The following is a 20535-nucleotide window of genomic DNA, read 5'->3' as shown; positions in this document are numbered from 1 at the left end:
CCAAGGAGGAGAAATGATGAACGATACTTTTATGAAAGAAAAACCGGTATTGCCGCTGATTTTATCCATGACCCTGCCTATGGTTTTATCCATGCTGGTTAATTCTCTATACAACATTATCGACAGCTTTTTCGTCGCGCAGATCAACGAGGAAGCTATGACGGCATTATCATTGGTTTACCCGGTTCAAAATTTTATCAATGCCGTTGGAATTGGATTTGGCGTTGGAATCAACGCAGTGATCGCCTTCTATCTAGGCGCTGGAGATAACAAAAAAGCAGATCAAGCTGCCACGCAGGGACTTGTGCTTGCCATAATTCACGGCGTTGTTATGACAGTCTGCTGTATTACAATGATGCCGGCTTTTTTAGGAATGTTCACTTCATCCAAGACAGTGATTGAACTTGGCGTCCACTATTCTGTTATTGCGTTCGCTTTTACATTGATTATCATTGTTGGTGTTACATTCGAGAAACTATTCCAAGCTGTAGGAAATATGAAAACAACCATGCTCAGCTTGATGTGTGGGTGTATAACAAACATTGTCTTAGACCCCGTTCTAATTTTTGGCTATGGTCCATTCCCTGAAATGGGAATCGAAGGCGCCGCGCTGGCAACCGGCATCGGGCAGACCTTGACGCTTGCGATTTATCTAGTCGTTTATTTTGTGCGGCCAATTCGCGTGCATATCCGCAGACAGTACATTTTGCTCAGCAAAAAGACGGTAATAAAGCTGTACTCCATCGGCATTCCCGCAACCTTGAATCTTGCGCTCCCATCTCTTTTAATTTCGGCGCTCAATGCTATTTTGGCGGCATATTCCGAAGTGTATATTCTGGTTTTGGGAATCTATTACAAATTGCAGACATTCATCTATCTTCCGACTAATGGCATTGTTCAGGGGATGCGCCCCTTGATCGGCTATAACTACGGTGCGGGGGAGAACAAAAGAGTCAGCCAGATTTATAAAATCGTCTTGTGCATGAGCGGTATCATTATGGTGCTTGGGACTGTGATATGTCTGCTAATTCCCGGCCAGCTTATGGGGCTGTTTACCCACACAGAAGCGACAATCCAGACCGGGGAAACAGCCCTGCGTATCATCGGCGCCGGTTTTATCGTCTCGGCGGTTTCCGTTACATCTTCCGGCGCACTGGAGGGACTTGGAAAAGGCACTCCTTCATTACTGATTTCACTTTGCCGGTATGTTGTGATTATCATCCCAACTGCGTTTTTACTCAGCAGGCTTTTCGGAGCGGTTGGCGTCTGGAATGCGTTTTGGATCACAGAAACGATTACAGCAATCATTTCTATTTATGTTTACCACAAGGCAATAGCATAAAGCTGGCTGAGCCAGTCAACAGTAAAATTAACGTTGCTTTGTGCCGCCATCGGAAAAATCATACGGCTGCGATTCGGTGCCCCCCGCCGGATTTTATGCTACTGATCGTCTTTTCCAGCACCTTCACCTCAACAGGTTTTGAAACATGGGCATTCATACCGGTCGCCAGAGAATGCTGAATATCCTCTGTGAATGCGGCAAGGCAATTACTATAGTTCACTGTCGGCAGAAACCGCTATATTGCGGCTGCAAAATCTTTAGTATTCTTTGACATAATAAGCAATAGGCGGTTCAACCAACACTTCCGGTATGGGAAGCTTGAGTCCATTACTAATCGCGCGCCTTGCGGTTAATGTACTCCGTCTTATATTTGGAATACACGATCGTTTGGTCGTGATACAACCCGTAATACCCGGAAAGCAAATAGCTGACACTGATCGCGATCATAAAAAACGGAATCCCATGATATCCAAAGAGCTCGAAAGCGATCAATAGCGACGTGATCGGGCAGTTGGTCACTCCACAAAATACAGACACCATACCAAGCGCAGCGCAAAGCGACGGCGATAATCCAATCAACTGTCCAAACAAGCAGCCAAACGCCGCACCGACGCAAAAAGATGGCACGATCTCGCCTCCCTTGAATCCCGCCTCCAACGTCAACGCTGTAAAAATGATTTTCCACACAAAAGCAAGCGGAACGACATGTCCGGCAATCGCCCTCTCTATGATCGGCACGCCCGCCCCCATATAATCTGTAGTATGTAACACTATCGTCAACGCCACGATCACCAAGCTGGAAACCACGATCCTTATATATGGATTTTTGAGCTTATCCCGATAAAAATCTCCCAACGAATGCAGCGTCACACAAAAGATCACACTTACCGCCGCACAGCAAACAGCGAGCAGGATTACTTTTATGCTTGGCACAATCAAAAAATCCGGTATCTTCTTTATAAGAAATGTATCCGGTCCAATCCCCATATGTCTTGCAAACTTTGACGCAATCAGCGACGCAAAAACGCAGGGAACCAACGCTGCATAATACATAACACCTACGCTGACAACCTCCATCGCAAAGACCACGGCAGCGATCGGAGTCCCAAAAATAGCCGAAAACGCAGCACTCATACCACACATAACAACAATGCGGCGATCCTTTTCATCAAAGCGAAACCAGCGGCCAAGCTGATTACCGATACTTCCGCCCAACTGCAAAGCTGCACCTTCGCGCCCTGCCGAGCCGCCAAACAAGTGTGTCAGGGTCGTAGAAATAAAGATAAGCGGTGCCATTTTGAACGGCAGCTCCGTTTCCGCATGAATTGTGGAAAGTACCATATTTGTTCCTTTATCATTTTTATAATGAAAAATATGATACAAAAATACAATAACAATACCAACAAGCGGTAATAGCAGGATCATCCATGGGTTTGCTGTCCGAAACTGCGTCACCAATTTCAAACATTCCGCAAACAATGTGCTGAATGCACCGACGACCAATCCTGTGATTGACGAAAATACAGCCCATTTGGCAAATACTTTTAGATTATGATATATTCGGCGAACGTAAAATTTCACCATCGCCATTTGTCGTGATATCGAATTCATTCTCATCCTCCATATTCTCCCGGTCCGGAATGTTACAGCCGGACACCCCCCGTACTTTCAAACCTTTGGTATTATGCTTCTTTCATTTGCACACACTTTTCTATTATATCTGTATTTTTGATGTTTTGCCAAGTCTAAAACCGATTTTGTATTGACTTTTTCTAATATTATTTTTATAATATCAATAATGATTACTATTTAAGGAGGTGTGCTTATGCAACGTGTTCGGCATAGCAAACAGCGAGATGCTATCAAAGCATATCTGCTCTCAACAACATCACACCCTACCGCAGAAGCCGTCTACAAGCAGTTGCAGAGCGACTTTCCAAACATCAGTCTTGGAACCGTTTATCGCAATCTGAATTTTCTCGTAGATCACGGCGAAGCACTTCGCTTAGACATGGGAGATGGCAACGACCACTTCGACGGCAATGTTATGCCTCACAACCATTTCTTCTGCCGCAAGTGCCACCATGTTTTAGACCTGGAAATGGACGGCATCAATCATATTGACGTGATTGCCAATGCAGGATTTGACGGCATCATCGAGGGACATACGATTTATTTTACCGGGCTTTGCCCAGACTGCGCACAGGCTAAAATGCCGTAAAACATGGTCCAGAAAAGTTTTTGATAATTTTTTTCAAAAAACTGTTGACATTATCAGATCAGATGATATAATGAGTCTTGTAAATGATAATCATTACTATTTAAGAAATTCTTAGATAGTATTTAACAACAAATAACTTGAGATGACAAAGGAATGCATAGCAAGCGAAACCTTTGGATATCTTAAACAACAATTACAAAGAAAAGGAGATTACAATTATGGCAAAATGGGTTTGTACAGTATGTGGTTATATTTATGAGGGAGATCAGGCTCCGGAAGAGTGTCCGGTTTGCCACGTTGGCACAGACAAGTTCAAGAAAGTAGAGGGCGAGCTTACACTTGCTGCAGAGCATGAGTTCGGAATCTATGACAAAACCGTTAAGAATAATCCTGATATCAGCGATGAAGACAAGAAATTCATCTTCGATCAGTTGAAAGCAAACTTCGATGGTGAGTGCTCCGAGGTTGGTATGTATCTTTGCATGGCACGCATCGCACATCGCGAGGGCTATCCGGAAATCGGACTTTATTGGGAAAAGGCAGCTTACGAAGAGGCTGAGCACGCAGCTAAATTTGCAGAGATGTTAGGATCCGATCTGGAAAGCAACATGACAGCTTCCACCAAGAAGAATCTCGCTTGGAGAGTTGATTGCGAGTTCGGTGCAACAGCAGGTAAAGTTGATCTTGCTACTTGCGCTAAGAAAAATAACTTGGATGCGATCCATGATACCGTGCATGAAATGGCTCGTGACGAGGCTAGACACGGTAAGGCTCTTAAGGGATTGCTTGAGAGATATTTCGGTTAATGCAATCTGAAAAATAACCGTTGAATTTTATAAGATAAGGGGCAAGGATATTTCCTGCCCCTATTTTTATTTTCTGGCGTTACGCTCCCAAAAAACACCGTCTTCATAGCCCTGAATCGATGCATCTGTCTCAGCCATTTCCAGCCGTTTCTGCGCCCATGCCCCATACAACGGATTCTGCTCAATTGCAACAAACTTTCGCCCAAGTTTCTTTGCCACGACAGCCGTTGTGCCTGATCCCGCAAAAGGATCCAAAACAACATCGTCTTTGCTGCTGCTTGCTAATAGCAGCTTTGCCAGCAATTTTTCCGGTTTTTGGGTCGGATGTGCCGTGTTCTCCGGCATAGACCAGTATGGAATCGATATATCATCCCAAAAATTTGACGGACAGGTATTTCGAAAACGCCCCTCATCCGTTTCCTCCCAATCCTTAGGATTTCCATCTACCCGATACGGAGCCAAAACCCGTTTACGCACTTTCACCTCATCCAAATGAAACGTATAATCTCTGCTCACCGTCGCAAACCAAATATCTTCCATCCCGTTTTTCCAATTGGATTTCGCGCCGCGTCCTTTTTCGCGCTGCCACGTGATCCGATTCTGCACCAAAAAATATTCCTGAAGCACGTCACCTATGATCAAACTTGATCTCCAATCACAACACACATAAATAGACGCTGTCTTTTTGAGCAAAGGAAGAACCTCCCGCACCCATTTTATGGTATATTCCCGATATTCTTCTCTGCCAACCGCATTAAATTTATTGCCATGATAATCTTTTGCCAAATTATAGGGCGGATCCACGATCAGCAGATCCACAAAATTTGGCGGTAATTCTTTCATTACCTGAAATGTATCTCCAATAATATATTGATCATAAAGCGCATCCGGAGTCATAGTACTGCCGTCCTGCAATGCAGTTTTAAGCTGATCGCCGTTTTCTGCCAAAATGCATCGTTCCAAATACTCATGGCCTTCCTCTAAAGAGAAATCTATTGTTTTATTTCTGGCTGCCTTTTGTTTCATGATACTCCTCCTTTCCCATTGTCCTACCGTATTCCTGTTTTTTACTCATACAGCGAATCCAATGTAAGCAATAAAACATCTTCATCGGCTAACGAGTCATACCAGTCCGTATATCCGGACAACGAAAAGAATATATACTTTGAAACTTTATATTTTGCAGAAATAAGTTTACTCCTTCTAATCAGCGTGTCATATATACCTTTGTCGATCTTTTCATTCTTGAATTTACATTCGCCAACGACTGCCTTTTTGTCAACTTCAGATAAAGCAACAACGTCAATATCTGCAGATTGAGCCCGCACTTCTCCATCTTTCTCTGTGATATTTTCTACACCCCACCACGTACCAACAGAAGTAATAAAGCACCCATATTCACCGGTTATTCCTTTCATCAACGTATAATATCTGCACATTTCTTCAAAAATTGATCCCATAAAAGAATGCAATACCGGCTTAACAACTTTGGTGTAATAAATCTCTCCCTGCCCCATCTCAATGACACTGGTAGCTTTCGGAATAAACTCATACCAAAACTTGAACATATAATCTTTCAAAACATACTGCGTCTTCTTTTTATTTTTTTCATCCGTGATGCATTTTTTCTTCTCAATCAACCCCACATTCCTTAATTTTTCTAACGAATACAATACCGTTTGAGCTTTTTCTCCTATCTTTGCCGCAATAATATTAAGTGCATTTTCGCCGGATGCGATCTGCTCAACAATATTATTTACCAATGATATATCTGAAAATTCCTGCGTCAAAAGATTTCTTGTCTCATCATATAAATATCCATCTGTCCTAAAAAAGAGCCTGACGATGTTTTCATCAATGCTTTTATTGGAATCAATCATAGAAAGATACTTCGCAACACCGCCGGTAATTCCATAACAGATTGCCTTATCTTCGTTCGAATAATTTGGAACAAATTTTGCTGCGTCCAAATAGTTAAACGCCTCCAATTTAATTTGAGAATTGCGCCTCCCAAATAACGGACTCTTTTTGCTCAACACCTTCTTCTCCATAAAGCTAAGCGCAGACCCGCACAGAATTATTTTTAGATTCTTGTCATTCCACACTGTATCTATATATTTCTGCAGCACAGACAGAAGTGCTTCATCTTTTTCAGCCCAATACGGCAGTTCATCTATTACAAGAATGATTTTTTCATCACCTATATTTTTATCAATAAAATCAAAAACAGCTTCTAATGTTCCAAAACTAATATTCTCCATCCCAAGCATAAACAGATCCACTACCTGTCTTGAAAACAATTCGAGATTTCTGGTTTTTCCAACTTTTGTAGCTGTATAAAAAATTGTTTTTTTATCTTTGACAAATTCGGCAATAAGCGTAGACTTTCCAATGCGTCTGCGTCCATATATCACCGTCATTCCAATTCCATCTTTATCATAAAACTCTTTTAAAGATGCAAGTTCTCGTTCTCTTCCTATAAACATTGATACCGCCTCCCCCGCGTCACATTTAATTCAAATTCATTTGAACAAAATTGATTTGAATTAAATATATCACAAAAATGCAGGTATATCAATCCTATCTTTCTATTCAGCTTACAAATTGACACACCTTTCTTCCTATGCTATTCTTTTGCCAAATCACGATGCAGCACCGCTGCAAATCACAGAACACAGAAAGGCACATGAAATATGATACATTTTGGAATTATTGGAGCAGGCGACATTGCACGCAAATTTGCAGATGCCGTCAGACAACTGGATAACGCTGAAGTCATTGCGGTTGCCAGCAAATCACTGGATCGCGCACAGGAATGGGCGGCGCGCGAGCATATTCCGTCCTATTACGGAAATTATGCAGAATTACTCGCCAACCCTCGCATCGACGCCGTATACATCGCAACTACCACCAACGCTCACTACGATAACATATTGCAATGTCTGCAAGCCGACAAACATGTTCTCTGCGAAAAATCTTTGGTACGGTCTGCTCACGAGGCGCTTACCGTCTGTAGCCTTGCCAAACAAAAAAACTTGTTTTTGATGGAAGCTATGTGGACACGTTTTTTGCCAAAAACAATAACCGCCAAGCAATGGATCCGGGAGGGTCGTATCGGCAAAGTAAAATTAATGCAGGCAACTATCGGTTGGAAAGCTGATCCTGTCTACAATAGACGACTCTTTGACCCGGCACTCGGCGGTGGTTCTCTGTATGATCTCGGCATTTATCCACTCGAGGTGCTACCTTATCTCGTGGATGAAAAAATACTGGATATGGAGGCTTTTGTTGCAAGACATTCTACAGGTGTAGATGATCTGGTCAGTATGAATCTGCAGCTCGAAAGCTGTATTGCAAATTTACAGTGCTCTTTTACCACCAAAATGCCGGAAGATGCTTACATTTACGGCGAGGACGGATATATTCGCCTTCCTAAAATGCACTTTGGTTCTAGGGCAGAACTGTATAACAGTGCCGATGAGTGCATTGATTCCTTTGACAGCGGTGAAGAAAATGGATTTGTTTATGAAGTGGCAGAGGTCGTTCGCTGCATCGAAAACGGATTATTAGAAAGCCCAATCTGCCCACATCAGATGACGATAGATGCGGCCCGCATCACCTCAGAAGTGCTACATTTGAACCCTTAATCCATCTCCCAGTGCGCATGACTGCCTTTGTCCGTTCTTGTCACGACAAGCTTCGTTCCTACCTGCGCCTTTAATTCGCTGACATGCGAGATAATTCCAACCAAGCGCTTGCCGCCTGACAATTCATTCAACACAGCGATCGCTTGGTTTCTCGTCTCCTCGCTCAACGCTCCAAATCCCTCATCGATAAACATCGTATCTATGTGTACACTGCCTCGGCTGTCCTGTATCATGTCAGCCATCCCTAGCGCCATCGCAAGCGCTGCAACAAAAGATTCACCACCCGATAGCGTTTTCACATCACGCACCTGATCATTGACGATGCTATACACATCCAGATCCAGACCAACCTGTCCCACGGTCCGCAAATGTTCCAGATCCCGACATCGAAGTTCGAATTGATGATTCGTCATCCGCACCAGACGCTGATTAGCGCGGTCAATAATCTGTGCAAAATAACGCCGCTGAATATATGTTTGAAAATTAACGTGCCGTTTAGAGATTCTTCCATTCGCAGTATTATCTAAGTTCGCTAATATCTCCGCATGCCGTTTCATGCTGTCCCTTTTTTCGTACAGCTTTGTGCCGGCTTCATATGCACGTTCATTTTCTTTCGCCACATGATAAAGTTCTTTCACCTGTGCCTCTAATGATTTCTGTCGGCGCCCAAGTTCCTCTCTTTGCTGCAATAATTGCTGTAGTTCTATTGGTTTCTTATCCTTGGTCTGCTGTTCCAGATCACGGACACGTTCTTCGGTCAGCTTGCACGATTGCTCATACTCATTAATCTGCTGCTGAAATGCATCTAATTGCTGCTTGTCCATGCGCGCATTTTGGTACGCTTCCTCATTTTCAAAGTCCTGCTCCGTTAAGCTTTGTGTATACGCCGTTTCTGCCTGCGCCACTGCCTCAACACAACGCTCTAAATGAGCAGTCTCTGCCTTACGTTCTCCCTCTCGTTCCTGCTTTTCCCGCGCAAATTTTTCATGCTTCTTTTCTGCAGCGGCCGCTTTCTGCTTGATCTGCGCAATCTTTGCCTGCCATTCATTAAGGTCATTTTGGAACTGATCCGGGATATCCTGCAACACGGCATCTTGTATTGTTCGTTGTGAAACGGTTGGCATCTCATCGTCGTGTAGTTGCGACTGCAGGGCTTCCCATTTTCCCTGTATCCCCGCCAACTTTTGCTGCAACTGCACTACCTGTTTTTGATCCTGTTCCCGTTTCGATTGCAAACGTCTTTCCTGCTCTACCATTGTTTCAAACACAGCATCCGCAGATCCCATCCTATCAGATTTCTGATCATGATCCACATCGTGTTCCATCACCGGATGATGCACGTTTCCACACACCGGACAAGGTTCCCCCTCTACCAGCGTCAAACGCAATTGCAATGCCTGATTATCCATGATCTGGGCATGAATTTCCTCATACTCCTGTTCACTTTGCTGCAAAAGAGTCTCCGCTTCCTGCAGTTTTCCTTGGCACGCCATAAACTCTGCCTGTAATTTTTGTATTTCCTGCAACCGAATAAGTCCCTCTTTACGGACACGTACCTTTTCTTCCAGCACAGGAACCTCTGTTTCCAATTGCTTTCCCAATGACTGGTAATCGTTTTCTATCTGTTCCATTTTTGGGACACTTTCTTCAAACCATTGTTTTAACTGTTCCAATCGCTGCTTGCAATCTGCAGATTCTTTTCTGCGTTCCGTTACAATTTTGGCATCCTTGTCGACAACCATCGCACGCCGACCGGCATCCAGCTTAAGCCGCATTACATCCACTGTTTCCTTCTCCACTGACAACTGTTCTGCTTTCTTATGGTGGCGTTCTAACTCTTCAAACAGTCGATTGATATTGGTGCCCGCTTCGATCTGTGCCGATATTTTTTCTAATGTCTTTCCTACATTTTCCTTGTCATTTTCCACTTGTCCAAGCTGCTGGTTGCTGTCTTCACATATACGCTTTGCCAGAGCAAGCAATTCATCGCGATGTGTCTCACTAAATAGCACTTCCAAATCATTCCACTGCTCGTCAAGTACCGCATCAACCGCCTGTATGCGCCCAAGTTCTTTGATGATATCTTCTCGATTTCCGATCAGCTTTCCATAAACGCTTTTTGCCTCCAACGCCAATTCCCGCTGAATCTGTTCATAGATCGATGTATCAAAAATCCGCGCAAAAATTTCTTTGCGCTCTTCCGATGTCGCATGCAAAAGCTTAATAAAGTCGCCCTGCGCAAGCATTGCGATCTGTGTGAACTGATTACACCCCAGTCCAATGATCTGCTGTATTTTTTCGTTTGTTTCCTTGGTTTTCCCAGCAAATTCTGTACCATCCGGCAATATAAGACTTACCTTTGTGCCCGTCGTTGTCTTTAACCGCTCCCCTTTTTTGTTCCATTTGGGCTGATCCGGACTTCTCGTAACCAAATACTCCCGACCATCGTAGTCAAAGCAAAATCTTACTTCTGTCTTTTCTCCGGGTTTTGCAAACTGACTGCACATCATCTCACCGCTGCGCTTGCCACCGCTGGTTTCCCCATATAACGCATAGCATATTGCATCAAAAATTGTGGTTTTTCCCGCACCGGTATCTCCTGTGATCAAAAACAAACCCTGACTTTTGCCGGTGAAATCAATTTTTTCGTCCCGATAAGAGCCAAACGCTTTCATTTCAATATATATTGGTTTCATACTCATTTCCTCTCATATGATATTTTCAAGACAATTGACAACTTGCAGCTATGCTTTTCCTGCTTTCCATTTCATATTTCCAAGACAATTAACATCTTGCAGTTATGCTTATCACATTCTCTCATCACACAACGCCATAGCTCAACCCTCTTTGCTTCCATCACACTTAGCAATAATCTGCTGTAATTCCAGTTCTTCCTCTTCGCTCATCGGCTGATCATTCATCATCTGATAGAACTCCCGGAATGCTTCTAATGGACTTAACTGTGTATTCTCTATTTCCTGCTGTTTCATTCTTGCCATGGTACGTGTATTCTCTATCCGTACCTCCAAAATACGGTCAAAGCATTCATCCAGCTGATCTTTTGGGCGGTATAAACCCGTTTCATCTGTCAAAACAATGCTCACATAATCGTCTCGATGCGCCTCGGCACCCTGAATTACCTCTTCCAAGGTTCCCCGCAGACTGCAGACATCCCGAAGCGGTCGCAGCGGTATTCGTTCTATTTTCGGACTGTCCCCTTTTTCGCCCAGCGTCACCATAGTAATTCCTTTCTCATGATGCTCTTCGCTGACAGAATATTTTAACGGCGTTCCGCTATAACGAATATGCACCTTGCCCACCGGCTGCTCTCCATGAATATGTCCCAGTGCAACATAATCAAACGCCTCTACCATATCAGTATGAACACTATCGATACCACCCACTGACAAATACATTAATTCCGAATCGCAGCGCTCAACTTCGCCATTACCACCCACAAAAAATTGGTGCGCCACCAATATATTTCTTTTTGTAAAATCAATTCCTTCCCGTTCTAACACTTTACGGACCGCCATATCATAGTCCGTAATTTCCTGTCCCGGAAAAAGGGCTCTAGCCTGACCAGGTTTCAAGAAAGGTAGTAAATATACCGCCACCTCTCCATACTCATCCCGCAAGATCACTTTGCGCAGATGTTCCTCCTCTGTCGTCGGGATCATAGTTGATACAACTATCTTCTGTCTTTCCAAAAAAGAACTTGCATATTTTAATCGGAGAGCACTATCATGATTTCCTGCGATCATACACACCGGGATCTGTGGATCCAACGATGCTATCTCATTCAGAAAATGATCAAAGATCTCATACGCCTCACCCGACGGCACCGATTTATCATATATATCACCCGCGATCAATATCGCATCGGGACGGTGAATTACGGCCTGTTCCACAATTTGATGCAAAATATCTTCTTGTTCCTCGCGCAAACTATACGCATACAATTGTTTTCCAATATGCAAGTCTGATATATGAAATAATTTCATGCTAATTTCTCATCCCTTTCTCCATCTGCAAACATATACTACTGCCTAAAAAGTAAGAGCAACACCAACATTTTGTAATGAGCTACATTGCAAAACAGCAATATCCCAATAAATAAGAAAACAATAGGTAACAAGAACGTCACCAATTACGTGTGACGTCCCTGTTACCTATCTTTTGAAATCGCGATTAATCTACTAATACCATGCGAACTGCACCATACATTCCCGCATCATTTCCAAGCTCTGCAAGACGAAATTCTTTATCTTTTAATGCAAACATAACATTTTTCTCATATTTTTCTTTGGTGATATCAGCTACGACCTGTCCGTTTTTAGAAACACCGCCACCGATAACAAATGCCTCCGGATCAATAACCTGCGCTGTATGAGCAAGTCCAAGTCCCAAATACTCTGCAAATTCATTAACCACATCTTCTGCCATGTCGTCTCCGGCCTTGTATGCATCGAAAATCTCTTTGCCGGTAATCTCCGGATAATCGCGCAATAAAGAAGGCGTGTCCGTATTGGCAACTTTTTCTCTGGCACTGCGCATGATTGCTGTTGCAGAAGAATACTGCTCCAAGCAGCCTCTCTTACCACAGCCACATACTCTCGTCTCATGCAGGTTAACCGTCAAATGACCGATCTCACCGGCTGCACCATGGGAACCTGTTACAATCTTACCATTCATAACGATTCCACCGCCGACACCGGTTCCAAGCGTCACCATTACAATGCTGTCAAATCCGCGGCCGCCGCCTTTCCACTGCTCGCCAAGAGCTGCCACATTTGCGTCATTACCAACTTTGACTTTCTGAACCCCTGTCAGTCTGGTTACCTCATCTGCCACCGAAAAGATTCCCCAGCCGAGATTTGCGCATTTCAAAACAACACCCTCTTCTGTGATCGGTCCCGGTACACCCATGCCGATTCCAAGAATATCTTCTGTCGCAATATTTTTCTCCTCATTCTTTTCTTTGATCGATGCCGCAATATCCGGCAAAATCTGCTCTCCGCCATCTTCTTTGTGTGTCACGATCTCCCATTTATCGATCATGGTTCCTTCTTCATCAAAAAGTCCCATCTTTACCGTTGTTCCCCCGATATCGATACCATATATATAGTTTGCCATAGTTTCCTCCATTTCTTCCTTATGTACTCTCCGAATCTACTGAACGAAGAATTTCGAGCGTACATCCTTCATAATATTTTGTAATAAGTGTACCAAATTTTCTGTAATCTGTCATCAGAAAGAAAATAAATGTACTGATTTTTCGTGGATAACTTTGATAACCTGTGGATTTCTCCCCATTTTTGTTGAGTTATCCACTAATTGTCCGCAAAACAGGACAGTTATCCACAATTTCGGACAAATGACCTGTATTATGGTCAGTCCCTATTCCGACACACTGTCCAGCTTGTTGGTCTGTCCCTGTTTCCGGCTCCCTGTCCGGCTTATTGGTCTGTCCCTGTTTCCGGCTCTCTGTCCAGCTTATTGGTCTGTCCCTGTTTTCGGCTCTCTGTCCGGCTTATTGGTCTGTCCCTGTTTTCGGCTCTCTGTCCAATTTATTAACCTGTCCCATTTCCGGACCAGTTTCCACATCTTTCCCAGCAAAATTCACATCTTAATATCCTGAAATCCCGGATAAGGACTCATCATTGTCTATCCAGCTTTGCACCTCGATCACCCGATAATGCTCTTCATCATCACGTACGATCACCTGCTTGATTCCCGCATTAATGATCATTCGCTTACACATCGAACAACTATTAGAATTGTGTACATATTCTCCTGTTGACACCTCACGACCCGACAAATACATCGTCGATCCAATCATTTTTTCCCGCTCTGCGCTGATAATCGCATTCGCTTCCGCATGCACACTGCGGCACAATTCATAACGCTCTCCGCGCGGTATTTTCATTTCTTCGCGAATACATCGATTAATATCTGTGCAGTTCTTGCGGCCTCTCGGCGCTCCTACATATCCCGTTGCAATTACTTCGTCATTTTTTACAATGACAGCACCGTAACGCTTTCGCAGACAGGTTCCCCTCTGCGACACAACATCTGCCAGATCCAAATAATAATTAACTTTATCGCGCCTTTCCATCATTAAAACCTCCATCCACATGAACCCCTCTGTGTTCTACAGAAGTAGAAAACACGATCAGTGTTTTGGTTCGTCCATATTGCTGCAATTCACCAATGAATTGATCCAACTCATGTGTACTAGGGAACCACACTTCCAAAAGCATAGAATAATCTCCCGTCACACAATTGCACTCTACCACATTCGGGCAGGCTTTGATATACGGATAAAACTGCTCCTTATCGATCGGCGATACTTCCAAGTTGATAAACGCCTTGATATGATAGCCCATCTTGACCGGATTAACCGTCGCGTGAAAGCCCTCTATATAACCAGCTTCAATCATATTGTCAATGCGCACCGATACCGCAGGCGATGACAAAAACACTGCTTCCGCAATGTCTTTCAATGACATTCTCGCATTTTCCTGCAGCATACGCAATATTTCTCTATCTACATGATCTAATTCCTTATTCTTCATCGCAAAACCTCCATGCCCATATATTCTGTCAATTTCTTCCGTTGCTATGAATTACAATTTCTATCACTATATTCACTTTCGCAGCCCCTGCTCAACATGGCAATTGATAGTGATTCTTTATACTTACATCCATCATTTGAATCACTGCACGATCGCGCTTAATATGATGCAGATCACAGCCATAATAAACATAATTCCTGCAAAAATGCGTGCAATTATTTTGGATCTTCCCATCCAAAGCATACTATTTAACCTTGATTGCTGCTTGTCCTTTGTGATCTCTTCCAAATATTCTAATATTTCCGGCGGAATTTCTCCGGTCTCCTCAGACTCTGCCGCAAGCTCTGCTTCATCCGGCTGTATTGCATTCCACTGATTTAGCAAGCCTTTCGCCTCTTCCAAGCGCTCTGCAGCAACACAAACATCTGCGCCGGAAGCCGCCATTCCCAACTCTCCGGTATACAGCTTTCCCTGCACCGGACTGACTGATGGCTGCACAAAAGCTTGCAATCCTGCATCTTTTAATCGTCCTACCAGCATATTTCCCTCTACTTCACTGGCAACATGGGTCAACTTTGCAAAATCTGCCATACGCATCTTTCCTTTCCATGTGCTATCTCTCAATAAACACAATCTTTGTCCTGCAAATAACTTCTTTCATCATACCACAAATCACCTTTCTATGCCACGCGCAATTCTCTTTTCTGTACTGTGCGCAATTCTCTTTTCTATATGGTTGATGATTGACAGAATTGCCAAACCACCTTATACTGATAAATGTTATTACTAATACAATCTGGGGAGCTAAGGAGATTACTCCTATGCTGAGAGGGACCTGTTCCGACCCATATACCTGATCCGGCTAATACCGGCGTAGGGAGATGGATTCCATATATAAGGCACACATTCTATCCGAAATGTGTTTCAGACTATATGTACTTTCGCTTATAATAAGCACCTCAGATACTTTTTGAGGTGCTTTTTGCTTAATAGGAAACTCCAGCTATTATTTTTGCCAATGCAGCCCCTCAGACAAGGAGGAAATTATGAGTTATACAACACAGATGGATGCTGCCAGACAGGGCATCATCACACCGGAAATGAAAGCGGTCGCAGCAAGCGAACACATTGCCGAAGACGAACTTCGTGAGCTGATCGCTCTCGGTCAGGTTATTATTCCTGCCAACAAAAATCACAAGTGCTTAAAGCCAAACGGTATCGGCAGCCGCTTACGCACCAAGATCAACGTAAATCTCGGAACTTCCAGAGATTGGACGGACCTAGACATGGAAATGGAAAAAGTAAAAAGTGCGGTAGACATGGGTGCAGAAGCAATCATGGACTTGAGCTCCTGTGGCGATACACAGAAATTCCGTCGCAAGCTGACGAGTGAATGTCCGGCTACGATCGGTACTGTACCAATTTATGATGCTGTTGTTTATTATCACAAAGCATTAAAAGACATCACCGCTAAAGAATGGCTCGACATTGTGCGTATGCACGCAGAAGACGGCGTTGACTTTATGACGATCCATTGCGGTGTCAACAAAGAAACTGCTGCCCGTTTTAAGCGTAACAAGCGACTGATGAACATTGTTTCCCGCGGTGGTTCAATTATTTTCGCTTGGATGGAAATGACCGGACAAGAGAATCCATTTTATGAATACTATGATGAAGTGCTTGATATTTGCCGCGAGTACGACGTCACGATGAGCCTCGGTGATGCATGCCGTCCGGGCTGCCTCAAAGATGCATCTGACATTTCTCAGATTCAGGAACTTATTACTTTGGGTGAATTAACAACCCGTGCTTGGGAAAAAGATGTCCAGGTAATGATCGAAGGTCCGGGACATATGCCGCTCAACCAGATCAAGGCAAATATGGAAATTCAAAAAACAATCTGTAAAGGTGCCCCATTCTATGTATTAGGGCCTTTGGTTACTGATATTGCACCGGGATACGATCACATCACTTCCGCAATCGGTGGTGCGATCGCCGCTACTTATGGTGCATCTTTCCTGTGTTATGTTACACCGGCCGAGCATCTTAGATTACCGGATCTTAACGACGTAAAAGAAGGAATTATCGCTTCCAAGATCGCTGCTCATGCTGCAGATATTGCCAAGGGACTGCCGGGCGCACGCGACTGGGATGACGCAATGGGCGCCGCACGTCATGATCTTGATTGGGACAAAACCTTTGAACTGTCTATCGATCCGGAAAAGGCAAAGGCTTACCGTGAAGGTGCAAAACCAGAAAAAGAAGATACCTGTTCTATGTGTGGTAACTTCTGTGCAGTCAAAAATATGAACCGCATTTTGGATGGCGAGATCGTATCCATTTTTGACGAATAATCGACGGCAGTTATAGCTGCGGAATAAATGATCACAGTAATATTAACTATTGCCGGATGAAGCAATTACAACTATTGAGCTATATTTTATAATGATTATATTTTGGCCTTCGCATGCAAAACATCAGATGCGAAGGCCACATTTTCAGTAGAAAGAGAAAGGAAGATGGGATTATGAAAACAGCACTTACTATTGCAGGATCTGATTGCAGCGGCGGCGCAGGTATTCAAGCCGACCTAAAAACAATGACTGCCTATGGCGTATATGGAATGAGTGTTATCACTGCCCTGACTGCACAAAACACACTTGGCGTTACACAGAACAATTTAATAAATGCTGACGTCGTATCTGCACAGCTTATGTCCGTATTGTCGGATATCACCCCAAACGCCATCAAGATTGGCATGTTAGGAAATGGACAGATTGCCACTGCTGTTGCCGAAATCCTACAGGATTTTTTCTCACCATCAACGCAATCACCTTCTTCCCTGCAAGCTCACGAAAATGCTATTCCCAATTCTTCCATCCCATCTCATGCAAATACTATCCCCATCGTGATAGACCCTGTACTTGTTTCTACCAGTGGCAAAACTTTACTTGACGAGGATGGTATCCGTGTTCTGACCGAACAGCTTTTCCCAATGGCAACGCTCATAACCCCTAATATTCCCGAAAGTGAATATCTCTGCAATCGTATTTTCAATGCGTTACCAAAACCTTGCGCGATAACAAATGCTGACGACATGATAAAAGCGGCACAAATCATGTACCGCCATTATGGATGTGCTATTTTATTAAAAGGCGGACATGCCACCGGGAATGCAGACGATCTGCTTTACGATGGAACTGTTCATTGGTTCCGCGCCTCCCGCATAAACTGCACGAACACACACGGTACCGGATGTACATTATCCTCTGCCATTGCAAGTGCCCTTTGTCTAGGCAAAACACTTCCCGATGCGGTATACTCAGCCAAAGAATATGTCCGTGGCGCAATGTCTACCGGACTTGATCTTGGACACGGAAACGGGCCTCTTAATCACTGTTGGAATATTAGCAAATAATATCATCTGCCATTTCACAAATTTCATTCCACACCGTGCTATTGGAAGAATCTTTCATACCATATACATAACAGTCCGTTTCTTTTGCCGCTTTCACTGCATATATTGCATCTTCAAAAATTATCGTATCCTTTTGTGCAACATCATAATGTTCGCATACCCATTGATATATTGCTCCGCTGCGTTTATTCAAGCCAATCTGCTCGCTGTCAAAGATATCCCGAAAACAGTTCAATACACCCAATCTCTCCATTGCCATCTCTGCACATTTTCGCTCCGATGTCGTCAAAATGCAAAGAATGCTATCCTCTTTTTGGGACAGTTTCCGGATCAAATCCAACATTCCTTCCTTTGCCGGGATCGACGTACGATATTTTTCTCGAATATAGGCAAAAATTCCTTCATTAATTTCCGGGACAGATTTGTCCACTCCAAGCGACTGAAAATATTCCGCCGATTCGTCCATCGTCATTGTCTCTATCCGCTGCTCAAGATCATCCGGAACCGCCACTCCCTGCGCAACCAGATAATTACGTCCAAGATGGAACCACTCTACCATAGAATTCAAGATTGTTCCATCCATATCAAAAATGTAAAGTTTTGCGTCCTTCGCCAACACTTTACGTATATCATTCCTATCCATGATTCAGAAATCCTCTCTATGTTTTATGATCGGATATACCACCCTTTTATACGCAGTTGTTATACTAATACAATCTTTGTATCCGATCATCCCGCCCTTTATATCAGTTGTTATACTAATTTAGGCTCGATATTTGATCATCTCGCCCTCACCTATAACCTAATATTTTTTCAGTGCATTACGACACTTTACTTTGATAGCATCTCACGAGTCAATTCCACCAGTTTCTTTGTTGCTGCGCCCGGATCTTCCTGACCAAAAATCGCTGAAATTACAGAGATCCCATCAATTCCTGTTCCGGCAAGCTGCATCAAATTGTCTGCACTGATTCCACCGATGGCAACCACCGGTATTGACACGGTATCTGTGATTTCTTTTAACTCCTCAAAACTCATCGCCGTCGTGTCCTTTTTGGTATCCGTATGGAATACCGCTCCAACGCCGATATAATCTGCTCCCATCTTCTCAGCGTCTATCGCTTCCTGTAAATTTCCTGCCGACAGACCAATAATCTTATCCTCTCCCAAAATTTCACGCGCCTTGCGATACTCCATGTCGCTTTGTCCAATATGAACACCATCTGCATCAATCTCTTTTGCTGCATAAATATCATCGTTAATGACAAAAGGCACTTGATATTTGGCTGCAATAGCTTTAATTTCCTTTGCCTCTGCCACCATCTCCTCATGTGTGAATGATTTCTCGCGTAACTGCAAAAAAGTTGCTCCATTTTTCAATACATCTTCCACCTGATCGGCCAGCTTAGCCCCATTCAGCCAATATCTGTCCGTAATTGCGTACACCATCAAATCTTCCGCTTTCATTTTAGCCTCCATTCTTTCTACGAATTCTCTACGCTCTTTCTTACACTTCTTCAATTTTGGCACCCTGCAAAAAGGTTTCATTATCCATATTGCTCATTGCGTCCATCAAAAACATACGGAAAGATCCCGTACCACCATTCGTGCTCTGCACCTTTTCATAAGCAAGCTCTCCTGCATATCCGTATGCACTAATGCAAACTGCCGTCGCTTCCAGCAAGTTATCGGGATTGGCAGCCGCAAATACTCCCACTGCACTGGATAACATACATCCCGTACCCGTTACTCGTGACATCATTGGATGCCCATTTCGAATAAGATATGCCTTATTTGCATCCGCCACCACATCGATCGGGCCACTAATGGCAATTACAGTATTCAATCGTTCGCTCAATTTCTTCGCATACTTAGCAATTCCATCAATTGTATCTTCCGATGCAAGATCTTCCGATGCTGCATCTACCCCATTTGCCTTAGAACTTTTATCTCCGACAAATTTCACCTCCGAAATATTTCCACGAATTACTGAAAAATGAACTTTATCCAATAAATTTTCCAACACTGCATTTCTATGTGCAGCCGCTCCTGCTCCAACCGGATCAAACACCAACGGATGATCTACCTTGTTATTAACCATACCTGTGCGCAACATACTCTCTTGATAATGTCCCGCTGTATTTCCCATATTAATAACACTGCCTGCACATGCCGCTGCAATCTCCTCAACCTCATCCGGATCATCTGCCATCGTTGGGGATCCTCCACACGCCAATGTCATATTGGCACAATCTGTTGCCGTAATATAATTTGAAATATTATGCACCACTGGTGCTTTTTCCTGAATATTTGCAAAAATCTCTGCACTGTCTTTTAAAATATCGCCTATCATCTGTATACCTCATCTTTCTTATGCTATGTTATTTTGTCATAAAGTTTACGCCAACCAAGGGAAGTCGCATCATCCTGCATCCTTATCCTTAAAAGAAAAAGGCAGAAGAAAAAGCCATACCGATGGTGGTATGCCCCTTCTTCTGCCTCACGACAAAATCTATATTAAGG

At 43.5% G+C, this 20535-nt stretch carries 18 protein-coding genes and 1 riboswitch; of the genes, 6 read left to right on the top strand and 12 right to left on the bottom strand.

The window, feature by feature from the left end; translation table 11 throughout:
* Window positions 1-16 precede the first annotated feature (16 nt).
* Window positions 17-1342, top strand: coding sequence for an MATE family efflux transporter (locus ACSAJE_RS09700; protein ID WP_458010065.1), 1326 nt, complete (start codon window positions 17-19; stop codon window positions 1340-1342).
* Window positions 1343-1672: 330 nt separating this feature from the next.
* On the opposite strand, the gene ACSAJE_RS09695 is transcribed toward ACSAJE_RS09700, so the two are convergent.
* Complete coding sequence (locus ACSAJE_RS09695) at window positions 1673-2953, bottom strand: chloride channel protein (RefSeq protein ID WP_458008946.1); 1281 nt, start codon at window positions 2951-2953, stop codon at window positions 1673-1675.
* A gap of 214 nt (window positions 2954-3167) precedes the next feature.
* On the opposite strand from ACSAJE_RS09695, the gene ACSAJE_RS09690 reads away from it, so the two are divergent.
* Both ACSAJE_RS09690 and ACSAJE_RS09685 read left to right on the top strand, forming a co-directional pair.
* A complete protein-coding gene (locus ACSAJE_RS09690) occupies window positions 3168-3563 on the top strand; it encodes a Fur family transcriptional regulator (protein WP_458008945.1) in 396 nt (131 codons plus the stop codon).
* Between the two features lie 218 nt (window positions 3564-3781).
* Entirely contained in the window at window positions 3782-4369 is a 588-nt protein-coding gene (locus ACSAJE_RS09685) for an NADH peroxidase (RefSeq protein WP_458008944.1), read from the top strand.
* A gap of 66 nt (window positions 4370-4435) precedes the next feature.
* Here the strand turns inward: ACSAJE_RS09685 and ACSAJE_RS09680 are convergent, their stop codons facing one another.
* Both ACSAJE_RS09680 and ACSAJE_RS09675 read right to left on the bottom strand, forming a co-directional pair.
* The gene (locus ACSAJE_RS09680) at window positions 4436-5395 is read right to left on the bottom strand and encodes a DNA-methyltransferase (RefSeq protein ID WP_458008943.1); all 960 of its coding nucleotides are present in this window, start codon (window positions 5393-5395) and stop codon (window positions 4436-4438) included.
* A 41-nt stretch (window positions 5396-5436) separates the two neighbouring features.
* Window positions 5437-6855, bottom strand: a complete 1419-nt coding sequence (locus tag ACSAJE_RS09675) for an ATP-binding protein (protein ID WP_458008942.1) — start codon at window positions 6853-6855, stop codon at window positions 5437-5439.
* 207 nt (window positions 6856-7062) lie between these two features.
* On the opposite strand from ACSAJE_RS09675, the gene ACSAJE_RS09670 reads away from it, so the two are divergent.
* Window positions 7063-8016 carry a Gfo/Idh/MocA family protein gene (locus ACSAJE_RS09670; protein WP_458008941.1) on the top strand — a complete coding sequence of 318 codons (954 nt, stop codon included), beginning with the start codon at window positions 7063-7065 and terminating at the stop codon, window positions 8014-8016.
* Here ACSAJE_RS09670 and ACSAJE_RS09665 read toward each other — a convergent pair.
* From ACSAJE_RS09665 to ACSAJE_RS09640, 6 genes are all read right to left on the bottom strand, one after another.
* Complete coding sequence (locus tag ACSAJE_RS09665; protein ID WP_458008940.1) at window positions 8013-10712, bottom strand: AAA family ATPase; 2700 nt, start codon at window positions 10710-10712, stop codon at window positions 8013-8015. The genes ACSAJE_RS09670 and ACSAJE_RS09665 overlap by 4 nt on opposite strands.
* 141 nt (window positions 10713-10853) lie before the next feature.
* Entirely contained in the window at window positions 10854-12020 is a 1167-nt protein-coding gene (locus tag ACSAJE_RS09660; protein ID WP_458008939.1) for an exonuclease SbcCD subunit D, read from the bottom strand.
* Between the two features lie 187 nt (window positions 12021-12207).
* Window positions 12208-13152: an ROK family protein gene (locus ACSAJE_RS09655; RefSeq protein ID WP_118690320.1), complete on the bottom strand. Its 945-nt coding sequence runs from the start codon at window positions 13150-13152 to the stop codon at window positions 12208-12210.
* A 493-nt stretch (window positions 13153-13645) separates the two neighbouring features.
* A complete protein-coding gene (locus tag ACSAJE_RS09650) occupies window positions 13646-14137 on the bottom strand; it encodes a deoxycytidylate deaminase (RefSeq protein ID WP_444156495.1) in 492 nt (163 codons plus the stop codon).
* Window positions 14118-14594 (bottom strand): Lrp/AsnC family transcriptional regulator, encoded by a 477-nt coding sequence (locus tag ACSAJE_RS09645; protein WP_118690321.1) that lies wholly within the window; start codon window positions 14592-14594, stop codon window positions 14118-14120. The genes ACSAJE_RS09650 and ACSAJE_RS09645 overlap by 20 nt, the downstream gene beginning before the upstream one ends.
* A 141-nt stretch (window positions 14595-14735) precedes the next feature.
* Window positions 14736-15185, bottom strand: a complete 450-nt coding sequence (locus ACSAJE_RS09640) for a hypothetical protein (protein WP_458008938.1) — start codon at window positions 15183-15185, stop codon at window positions 14736-14738.
* Between the two features lie 196 nt (window positions 15186-15381).
* Window positions 15382-15491, top strand: a riboswitch (TPP riboswitch).
* A gap of 149 nt (window positions 15492-15640) precedes the next feature.
* Here ACSAJE_RS09640 and thiC point away from each other — a divergent pair.
* Both thiC and thiD read left to right on the top strand, forming a co-directional pair.
* Window positions 15641-16948, top strand: coding sequence for a phosphomethylpyrimidine synthase ThiC (gene thiC, locus ACSAJE_RS09635; protein ID WP_182434087.1), 1308 nt, complete (start codon window positions 15641-15643; stop codon window positions 16946-16948).
* Between the two features lie 173 nt (window positions 16949-17121).
* The gene (gene thiD / locus ACSAJE_RS09630) at window positions 17122-18012 is read left to right on the top strand and encodes a bifunctional hydroxymethylpyrimidine kinase/phosphomethylpyrimidine kinase (RefSeq protein WP_458008937.1); all 891 of its coding nucleotides are present in this window, start codon (window positions 17122-17124) and stop codon (window positions 18010-18012) included.
* Here thiD and ACSAJE_RS09625 read toward each other — a convergent pair.
* The 3 genes from ACSAJE_RS09625 to thiM all read right to left on the bottom strand — a co-directional run bounded on the left by ACSAJE_RS09625 (window position 18002) and on the right by thiM (window position 20365).
* Window positions 18002-18655, bottom strand: coding sequence for an HAD family hydrolase (locus ACSAJE_RS09625; protein ID WP_458008936.1), 654 nt, complete (start codon window positions 18653-18655; stop codon window positions 18002-18004). The two genes, thiD and ACSAJE_RS09625, sit on opposite strands and share 11 nt — an antisense overlap.
* A 188-nt stretch (window positions 18656-18843) precedes the next feature.
* A complete protein-coding gene (gene thiE / locus ACSAJE_RS09620) occupies window positions 18844-19479 on the bottom strand; it encodes a thiamine phosphate synthase (RefSeq protein WP_243034635.1) in 636 nt (211 codons plus the stop codon).
* 40 nt (window positions 19480-19519) lie between these two features.
* Complete coding sequence (gene thiM, locus ACSAJE_RS09615; protein ID WP_458008935.1) at window positions 19520-20365, bottom strand: hydroxyethylthiazole kinase; 846 nt, start codon at window positions 20363-20365, stop codon at window positions 19520-19522.
* Window positions 20366-20535 lie beyond the last annotated feature (170 nt).

It is taken from the genome of Jutongia sp. SJQ-6 (assembly GCF_054161275.1).
This window is presented reverse-complemented; position numbering and strand designations above follow the sequence as displayed.

Excerpts from the sequence above, each read along its gene's own strand:
- ACSAJE_RS09700 (WP_458010065.1), top strand. The coding sequence starts at position 17 with ATGAACGATACTTTTATGAAAGAAAAACCGGTATTGCCGCTGATTTTA.
- ACSAJE_RS09695 (WP_458008946.1), bottom strand. The coding sequence starts at position 2,953 with ATGAATTCGATATCACGACAAATGGCGATGGTGAAATTTTACGTTCGC.
- ACSAJE_RS09690 (WP_458008945.1), top strand. The coding sequence starts at position 3,168 with ATGCAACGTGTTCGGCATAGCAAACAGCGAGATGCTATCAAAGCATAT.
- ACSAJE_RS09685 (WP_458008944.1), top strand. The coding sequence starts at position 3,782 with ATGGCAAAATGGGTTTGTACAGTATGTGGTTATATTTATGAGGGAGAT.
- ACSAJE_RS09680 (WP_458008943.1), bottom strand. The coding sequence starts at position 5,395 with ATGAAACAAAAGGCAGCCAGAAATAAAACAATAGATTTCTCTTTAGAG.
- ACSAJE_RS09675 (WP_458008942.1), bottom strand. The coding sequence starts at position 6,855 with ATGTTTATAGGAAGAGAACGAGAACTTGCATCTTTAAAAGAGTTTTAT.
- ACSAJE_RS09670 (WP_458008941.1), top strand. The coding sequence starts at position 7,063 with ATGATACATTTTGGAATTATTGGAGCAGGCGACATTGCACGCAAATTT.
- ACSAJE_RS09665 (WP_458008940.1), bottom strand. The coding sequence starts at position 10,712 with ATGAAACCAATATATATTGAAATGAAAGCGTTTGGCTCTTATCGGGAC.
- ACSAJE_RS09660 (WP_458008939.1), bottom strand. The coding sequence starts at position 12,020 with ATGAAATTATTTCATATATCAGACTTGCATATTGGAAAACAATTGTAT.
- ACSAJE_RS09655 (WP_118690320.1), bottom strand. The coding sequence starts at position 13,152 with ATGGCAAACTATATATATGGTATCGATATCGGGGGAACAACGGTAAAG.
- ACSAJE_RS09650 (WP_444156495.1), bottom strand. The coding sequence starts at position 14,137 with ATGATGGAAAGGCGCGATAAAGTTAATTATTATTTGGATCTGGCAGAT.
- ACSAJE_RS09645 (WP_118690321.1), bottom strand. The coding sequence starts at position 14,594 with ATGAAGAATAAGGAATTAGATCATGTAGATAGAGAAATATTGCGTATG.
- ACSAJE_RS09640 (WP_458008938.1), bottom strand. The coding sequence starts at position 15,185 with ATGGCAGATTTTGCAAAGTTGACCCATGTTGCCAGTGAAGTAGAGGGA.
- thiC (WP_182434087.1), top strand. The coding sequence starts at position 15,641 with ATGAGTTATACAACACAGATGGATGCTGCCAGACAGGGCATCATCACA.
- thiD (WP_458008937.1), top strand. The coding sequence starts at position 17,122 with ATGAAAACAGCACTTACTATTGCAGGATCTGATTGCAGCGGCGGCGCA.
- ACSAJE_RS09625 (WP_458008936.1), bottom strand. The coding sequence starts at position 18,655 with ATGGATAGGAATGATATACGTAAAGTGTTGGCGAAGGACGCAAAACTT.
- thiE (WP_243034635.1), bottom strand. The coding sequence starts at position 19,479 with ATGAAAGCGGAAGATTTGATGGTGTACGCAATTACGGACAGATATTGG.
- thiM (WP_458008935.1), bottom strand. The coding sequence starts at position 20,365 with ATGATAGGCGATATTTTAAAAGACAGTGCAGAGATTTTTGCAAATATT.